Source organism: Methylobacterium sp. J-078 (assembly GCF_022829285.1).
Taxonomy (GTDB): domain Bacteria; phylum Pseudomonadota; class Alphaproteobacteria; order Rhizobiales; family Beijerinckiaceae; genus Methylobacterium.
Map to the genome: position 1 here is coordinate 182,482 of NZ_JAKSYI010000049.1, position 6,017 is coordinate 188,498.

The 6,017-nt window shown below is 68.1% G+C and carries 6 protein-coding genes and 1 pseudogene; 3 read left to right on the top strand and 4 right to left on the bottom strand.

Annotated elements, in window-relative coordinates; translation table 11 throughout:
• Window positions 1-109 precede the first annotated feature (109 nt).
• Complete coding sequence (locus tag MKK58_RS05615; protein ID WP_243911154.1) at window positions 110-292, bottom strand: Flp family type IVb pilin; 183 nt, start codon at window positions 290-292, stop codon at window positions 110-112.
• Window positions 293-752: 460 nt separating this feature from the next.
• Here MKK58_RS05615 and MKK58_RS05620 point away from each other — a divergent pair, with 460 nt between their 5' ends.
• Window positions 753-1,262, top strand: coding sequence for a pilus assembly protein N-terminal domain-containing protein (locus MKK58_RS05620; RefSeq protein WP_243911166.1), 510 nt, complete (start codon window positions 753-755; stop codon window positions 1,260-1,262).
• A 28-nt stretch (window positions 1,263-1,290) separates the two neighbouring features.
• Here the strand turns inward: MKK58_RS05620 and MKK58_RS05625 are convergent, their stop codons facing one another.
• Both MKK58_RS05625 and MKK58_RS05630 read right to left on the bottom strand, forming a co-directional pair.
• On the bottom strand, window positions 1,291-1,746 hold the full coding sequence (locus MKK58_RS05625; protein WP_243911155.1) for a response regulator: 456 nt from the start codon (window positions 1,744-1,746) through the stop codon (window positions 1,291-1,293).
• Complete coding sequence (locus MKK58_RS05630; protein ID WP_243911156.1) at window positions 1,743-2,891, bottom strand: PAS domain-containing protein; 1,149 nt, start codon at window positions 2,889-2,891, stop codon at window positions 1,743-1,745. Before MKK58_RS05630 ends, MKK58_RS05625 begins: the two co-directional genes overlap by 4 nt.
• Before the next feature lie 322 nt (window positions 2,892-3,213).
• Here MKK58_RS05630 and MKK58_RS05635 point away from each other — a divergent pair, with 322 nt between their 5' ends.
• Together MKK58_RS05635 and MKK58_RS05640 are read left to right on the top strand one after the other, a co-directional pair.
• Window positions 3,214-4,704 (top strand): AmpG family muropeptide MFS transporter, encoded by a 1,491-nt coding sequence (locus MKK58_RS05635; protein WP_243911157.1) that lies wholly within the window; start codon window positions 3,214-3,216, stop codon window positions 4,702-4,704.
• Between the two features lie 76 nt (window positions 4,705-4,780).
• Window positions 4,781-5,668, top strand: a complete 888-nt coding sequence (locus MKK58_RS05640; protein ID WP_279578240.1) for an EcsC family protein — start codon at window positions 4,781-4,783, stop codon at window positions 5,666-5,668.
• Between the two features lie 190 nt (window positions 5,669-5,858).
• Here MKK58_RS05640 and MKK58_RS05645 read toward each other — a convergent pair.
• Window positions 5,859-6,017, bottom strand: a pseudogene (locus tag MKK58_RS05645) (IS110 family transposase); the annotation flags it as partial.

Sequence of the window (6,017 nt, forward strand, 5' to 3'; positions counted from 1 at the left end):
GCCGGCCGTCTCCGGCCAGGGCCCTCAGACGAAGTCGGCCAGCCAGGATCCGAGCCGCGCCCCCCCTTGAGGTGCGCCGGCCGATCGCCGGACCGCAACCCTCCGAGTATTACTTCGTGGCGGCCGGCGTCGCGAGGTTGGTGGCGACCGCACCGAGCTTGGTGTTCAGGTTGGTGCCGATCGTGGAGAGGGTACCGATGATCACGACGGCGATGAGGGCGGCGATCAGGCCGTACTCGATGGCGGTGGCACCGGACTCGTCGGCGGCGAAACGCTTGAAGATGGAGGTCATGGCAAAGTACCCCTGAAGTGGATGTGCCGCTCACGCAATCGGCGTCTTTCCGGCGACCCAGTCAGAATGCCAGCGGCCTCTTGCGATTGGGTTAAATCGATCCTCCAAACCAGCGATCGATTGGGCGCTTTGAATCAGCGTCAAGAATTCGTAAACGAGAACCAACGCTTTTCCTCGACCTTCAGCCTCGGCGATCGGGCGTTTTTCACACGGGTGTCGGACGGCGCGGCCCATATCAGGCTGGCCTATGGACCGCTGCACCTCCCGGTTGGGCCCTGCCCGCCAGGTTAGACCGTGCCGCGTCTCCTGCGCCCTCGCCATGCCCGTGCACGCCCGGATTATCGGTTCGTTTACCCTGCGCGTGCTTCCTCTGCGGACCACTCTCGGCGCGCTGGTTCGTTCGGATGCGCCGGCATCAAGCATGATGGGCGTCGTGCCGTACGGTTTCAGTGAGCCTCAGATGCAACAGCGCGCGAACCCGTCCCGCATAGGCGCCCGAACCCTCGTCGCCGCCCTGTTGTCCGTCTGGTCCGCCTTCGGCTGTCCCGCTGTGAAAGCCCAGTCCACGACGGGCGCACCGACGATCGTCACGGTCACGGTCGACAACGCCAAGGTGATCCGACTGCCCGACCGGACCCAAACGGTGATCGTCGGCAATCCCATCATCGCGGATGTCGCGCTGCAGAAGAACGGTGTGCTGATCCTCACCGGCAAGAGTTTCGGCAGCACCAACCTGATCGCCCTCGACGCATCGGGGAGCATGCTGGCGGAATCGACGATCAGCGTTCAGGCGCCCCAGGCCGCTGTGATCACCGTGCAACGCGGGCTCGACCGCGAGTCGTATTCCTGCACCCCGAACTGTCAGCCTTCGATCCAACTCGGCGACGCCACGAAGTACTACGGGGACGTCAGCGGCCAAGCCGAAGCGCGTCGTGCCATGGCGACGGGCGCCGGGCCCGCAGCCCGCTGAGATTCGCCGACAGGCGGCTGCCGCCTGCTCACCCCTCGGACAGGTAGCGCGGCTCCACGCCGTCCCGGATCGCGAGACGGAAACCGTCGAGTCCCTCGATCGTGGCCGCGCGCCCCGCGCGCAGGTCCGCCACGTAGCGCAAGGCGCCGGCGACCACCCGCTCCGAATACGGCTTGGCGATTACCCCCATCGCCCCGGCGAAATCATCGGGAATGCGCTTGGCGTTCGCCGTCATGAACACCACCGTGGTGTGCGGGTCGGCGCTGAGGGCTCGGGCCACTTCGACACCGGTGGGGCCATCCACCAAATGGATGTCGACGAACGCCACGTCGGGGGCCGTCGAGAGGCCGAGGGCGATCGCCTCGGCGGAGCTTCCGGCGACGCCGACCACATCGTGGCCGAGTTCATCGAGCAAGCATTCGAGTTCGAGGGCAATGAGGACCTCGTCCTCGACCACGAGGACGCGCAGGGCAGGACTCGTCATCGCGTCGTCCATTCCGCCTCTGCGGCCCGCTCCGCACCCGTCCGCAGGGAGACCGCATCGAGGGGCACCGTGATTTCGACGCGCGTGCCGGGGGCGACATCGCTCCAGACGATCACGCCGCGAAGCTGGCGGACGACCATCTCGACGAGGGAGCGTCCGAAGCCCGCCGGATTCGGTTTGCCGCCGGCAAGTCCGATCCCGTCATCCTGGATCAGCATGCGCAGACCCTCGTCGCTGCGTTGGGCCGTGATCGTGATCCGCCCGGCCCGGCTGTCCGGAAAGGCGTGACGGACGGCGTTGGTCGCCAACTCATGGAGCATCAGCGCCAGGGGCGCCGCCATCGCGGCGGAGACCGCGATCGAATCGATCTCAGCGCTGACGGCCGTCCGTTCGTTGTCGATGCCGGCGACGAGCTCGGAGACGAAGTCTTCGGCGAATTCCCGCAGATCGAACCGCGTCACGTCTCCGGTGGAGTAGAGCATCCGATGAACGGTCGAGAGGGCACCGACGCGCTCCGCCATGCCCTGCAGCGCGTCGCGGACCTCGCCGCGCGGTGTGCGCCGCGCCTTCAGCAGCATCAGGGACGAGATGACCTGGAGGTTGTTCTTGACCCGGTGATCGACCTCATGGAGCAGCGCGGTCTTCTGCTCGAGTGCGGCGCGCAGGTCCGCGGTCTGCTCGGCGACCCGTCGCTCGAGTTCGTCGTTTGCGTCGCGCATCGCGACTTCGTGACGGTATTTGCCCGTCATGTCGGCCTGAGCCGAGTAGAAATGAACGATCCGCCCCGTGGCGTCGCGCACGGGCGCCACCGTCATGCCGTTCCAGAAGGACGTGCCGTCCTTGCGGTAATTGACCAGCTCGATCTCGATAGGCCGACCCGCGCGCACCGCTTCGCCAAGGCGGCGAACCGCGCGTGGATCGGTGTCGGCACCCTGGAGCATCCGGCAGTTCCTGCCGTCGAGATCCTCCCAGGCATAGCCGGTGAGGGCGAGGAAAGCGTCGTTGGCCCATATGATCGGGTTGTCGGCCAGGCGCGGATCGGTCAGCACCATCGGCGTCGGGCTGGCCGTGAACGCGGCCACGAACGCACCGGCGTCGATCCCGAGCTTGAGCGGTCCAGCGGCGGGGGGATCCCTATGCGTCATGATCGGCGTCGGCCAAAGCTGTCCACCCGGTCTGTAAGTTCAGATGTTCAGCCGTCGCTGCCCTACCGGATGAAGCGAACGAGTTGACCCCTCGGGGCACCCGGCCGTCAACGGAAAATCCACCCATGTTCGGTCGCCCGGGCCGGTCTACCAACAAGAAAAATGCGAGACGTCGCATTAAGGTTTTGGAAGGCATGCTGCGTCCGGTGAGCGCCGCGCAACGGCCTGCGGGTCCTGGGGCGACTCCGGGCGTGGGATCGGAGCCGAGGGCTGATATGGTTTGCGGGCATCAAGCCCGTTCGACCCCTAGGAGTTCCATGCCATGGCCCGAAGCGACGCAACGGCCCGAAGCGATCTGGGCGATGCCCCGAGCCGGCGCCTTCGCCTCAAGGACATAGCCGAGGACCGGCGCATCCTGCTGATGCTGGCGCTGGGCTTCTCGTCGGGGCTGCCCCTGTTGTTGGTGCTCGGCACCTTCTCGACGCGGCTCGCCTATTCGGACGTCGACATCAAGTCGATCGGCCTGTTCAGCTACCTCGCGCTTCCCTACACCCTGAAGTTCCTCTGGGCGCCGCTGATCGACCGGTTCGACGTGCCGGTCCTCAGCCGTGCCCTCGGGCGCCGCCGGGCCTGGATGATCGCGACCCAGTGCGCGGTGGCCATCGCGCTGACGCTGATGGCCTCCGCCGATCCGGGCACCAGCCTGGCGCTGCTCGGGCTCGGCGCCTTCCTCGTTGCCATCTGCGCGGCGACCCAGGACGTGGTCATCGACGGCTGGCGCATCGACGCCGCCGGCACGGACCTCCAGGGCGTGATGGCCGCGACCTCGAACCTCGGGTACCGGCTCGCCCTGATGTCGGCCGGCGCGGGTGCGCTCTTCATCGCCAGCGCCTACGGCTGGAGCGTGGCCTACCTGTTGATGGCAGCCCTGATGGGCGTCGGCATGATCGCGGCGCTGTTCGCCCCGGCCTACGATCGCGCCTCAAGCGAGCGGGCGCCGGCGGCGCCCAAGCCGGCCTGGACGCTTCGCAGCGCGATCCTCGAGCCCCTGGCCGAGCTTCACGCGCGGCTCGGGCACAGCCTCTGGGCGATCCTCGTCCTCGTCGCCTTCTACCGCATGCCCGATTTCATCTCCGGCGTGATGGCGAGCCCGCTCTACAAGACCGTGGGGTTCAGCCTCGTGGATATCGGCTTCGTCTCGAAGCTCTACGGCATCTGGGTCGGCATCGCCGGGGCCTTCGTCGGCGGCTGGGCGATGACCCGCTTCGGCCTGTTCCCGACCCTGGTGGTCGGCGCCTTCCTGGGAGCCGCCTCCAACCTCTCCTTCTCTTGGCTGTCCTTCGGCGGCCCGGAGGTGTGGCGCCTCACGGCGGCGATCTCCATCGACAATTTCTGTGGCTCCTTCGCCGGCATGGCCCTGATCGCCTACATGTCGAGCCTGACTGCGCCGGGGTTGGCCGCCACCCAGTACGCCCTGTTCTCCTCGCTCTACGCCCTGCCGGGCAAGTTCGTGGCCGGCACCTCCGGTTACATCGTGGCGGCCTTCGGGTATCCGGTGTTCTTCGCCCTGACCGCCGCCGTCGGCATCCCGGTGGTGATCCTCTGCATCTTCGTGGGACGAGCCGGAGAGCGCGACGCGGCCGCCGCCAGCGCCGTAGCGTCCGATCCGGTCCGCCCCGAGGCCGCCGCTGGAGACGAGATCGCCGGGAACCATCCGCGAGGCCCCGGGCTTGCTTCCACCGGCAACGACCCTTCGGGCAAGGTCCCCTCGGAGACGAGCCGGACAGGCCGCCCCCACCCCGCACACGGATGAGACCGCAGACGTGAGCAACATCAAACTCGTCGACGACACCGTCACCGCGCCGGCCACCATCGCCGAGCCGCCCGGCATGAGCGATGCGGACCGCGCCGCTCTGCGTCGGGCCGTCGAGGCCCTGGAGAAGCCCGGGCTCGCTGCCCGCCTCTCGGCGGTGGCCGGCGCCCCCCTGGATCTGATCGGGCGGGCCCTGCCGGCCCCCGTGACCGACGCGGTGGCGCAGGCCACTGAGAGCGCTATGCGCGCCTCCCTCAAGGTCGCCCTGGCGACCCTGCCGGCAGGCCGGGAAATTTCCGTCGTGCCCGCCACCGAACCGCTGCTCACCGGGCCGACCGAACCCGAATCCGCCACGATTCGCACGGCCGCGCGTCTCGCGAAGTATTTCCCGTCGAGCGCCTTCGGCCACAAGGCCCTTGCTGCCGTTTCCGGCGCCGTCGGCGGCGCCTTCGGGCTCGCGACCCTCGCGGTGGAACTGCCGCTCTCGACGACCCTGATGCTGCGCTCTATCGCGCAGATCGCGCAGGAAGAGGGCGAGGATCTTCAGGATCCCGAGAACGCCTTGGCCTGCGTCCAGGTCTTCGCCCTCGGAGGACGCGAGGCGGCCGGCAGCGCCCTCACGGAAAGCGGCTACTTCGCGGTGCGCGCGGCCCTGGCCAAGACCATGGTGGAGGCTGCGCGCTACGCCGGCAATCGGGCCCTCCTCGACGAGGCCGCCCCCGCCCTGATCCGCTTCTCGGCGCAGATCGCGTCGCGCTTCGGCCTCGTGGTCTCGCAAAAGGTTGCGGCGCAGGCCGTGCCGATCCTCGGCGCGGTTGGCGGCGCGGCGGTGAACGCGGCCTTCATGGACCATTTCCAGTCGACGGCCCGCGCGCATTTCACCGTGCGGCGTCTGGAGCGGACCTACGGCGCGGCCCCGGTCCGCGCCGCCTACGAGTCCGAGAAGGCGATGCTGGGGGTCTGATACGGTTTCCGGCTGAATCGTTCGGGTTCTGGCGCGGGTCCCCTCTCCTTCGGGAGAGGGACAGGGTGAGGTGTGTGACCTCTCCGGAAATGGACCACACCTCACCCCAATCCTCTCCTTTCAGGAGAGGGAGCGCGTCGCGCACAGGCTGACCGAAGCAATCAACCGGCGACTGTATCGCGGGTCAAGCCATGAGGTTGCTTTCGGTGAAGGTTTTGTTGTCCTTGACCAGCGCGTTGGCGAGGACGACGAGACGCCGGCCCATGGCGATGATGGCGACCTTGGCGGGTTTGCCGGCGTCTCGCATGGCCCGGTAGGGCACCTTGAAGGCCGGGCACGTTCGGGCCGC

Coding starts and splice junctions, on each gene's coding strand:
- MKK58_RS05620 (WP_243911166.1), top strand. CDS start 753: ATGCAACAGCGCGCGAACCCGTCCCGCATAGGCGCCCGAACCCTCGTC.
- MKK58_RS05625 (WP_243911155.1), bottom strand. CDS start 1,746: ATGACGAGTCCTGCCCTGCGCGTCCTCGTGGTCGAGGACGAGGTCCTC.
- MKK58_RS05615 (WP_243911154.1), bottom strand. CDS start 292: ATGACCTCCATCTTCAAGCGTTTCGCCGCCGACGAGTCCGGTGCCACC.
- MKK58_RS05630 (WP_243911156.1), bottom strand. CDS start 2,891: ATGACGCATAGGGATCCCCCCGCCGCTGGACCGCTCAAGCTCGGGATC.
- MKK58_RS05635 (WP_243911157.1), top strand. CDS start 3,214: ATGGCCCGAAGCGACGCAACGGCCCGAAGCGATCTGGGCGATGCCCCG.
- MKK58_RS05640 (WP_279578240.1), top strand. CDS start 4,781: ATGAGCGATGCGGACCGCGCCGCTCTGCGTCGGGCCGTCGAGGCCCTG.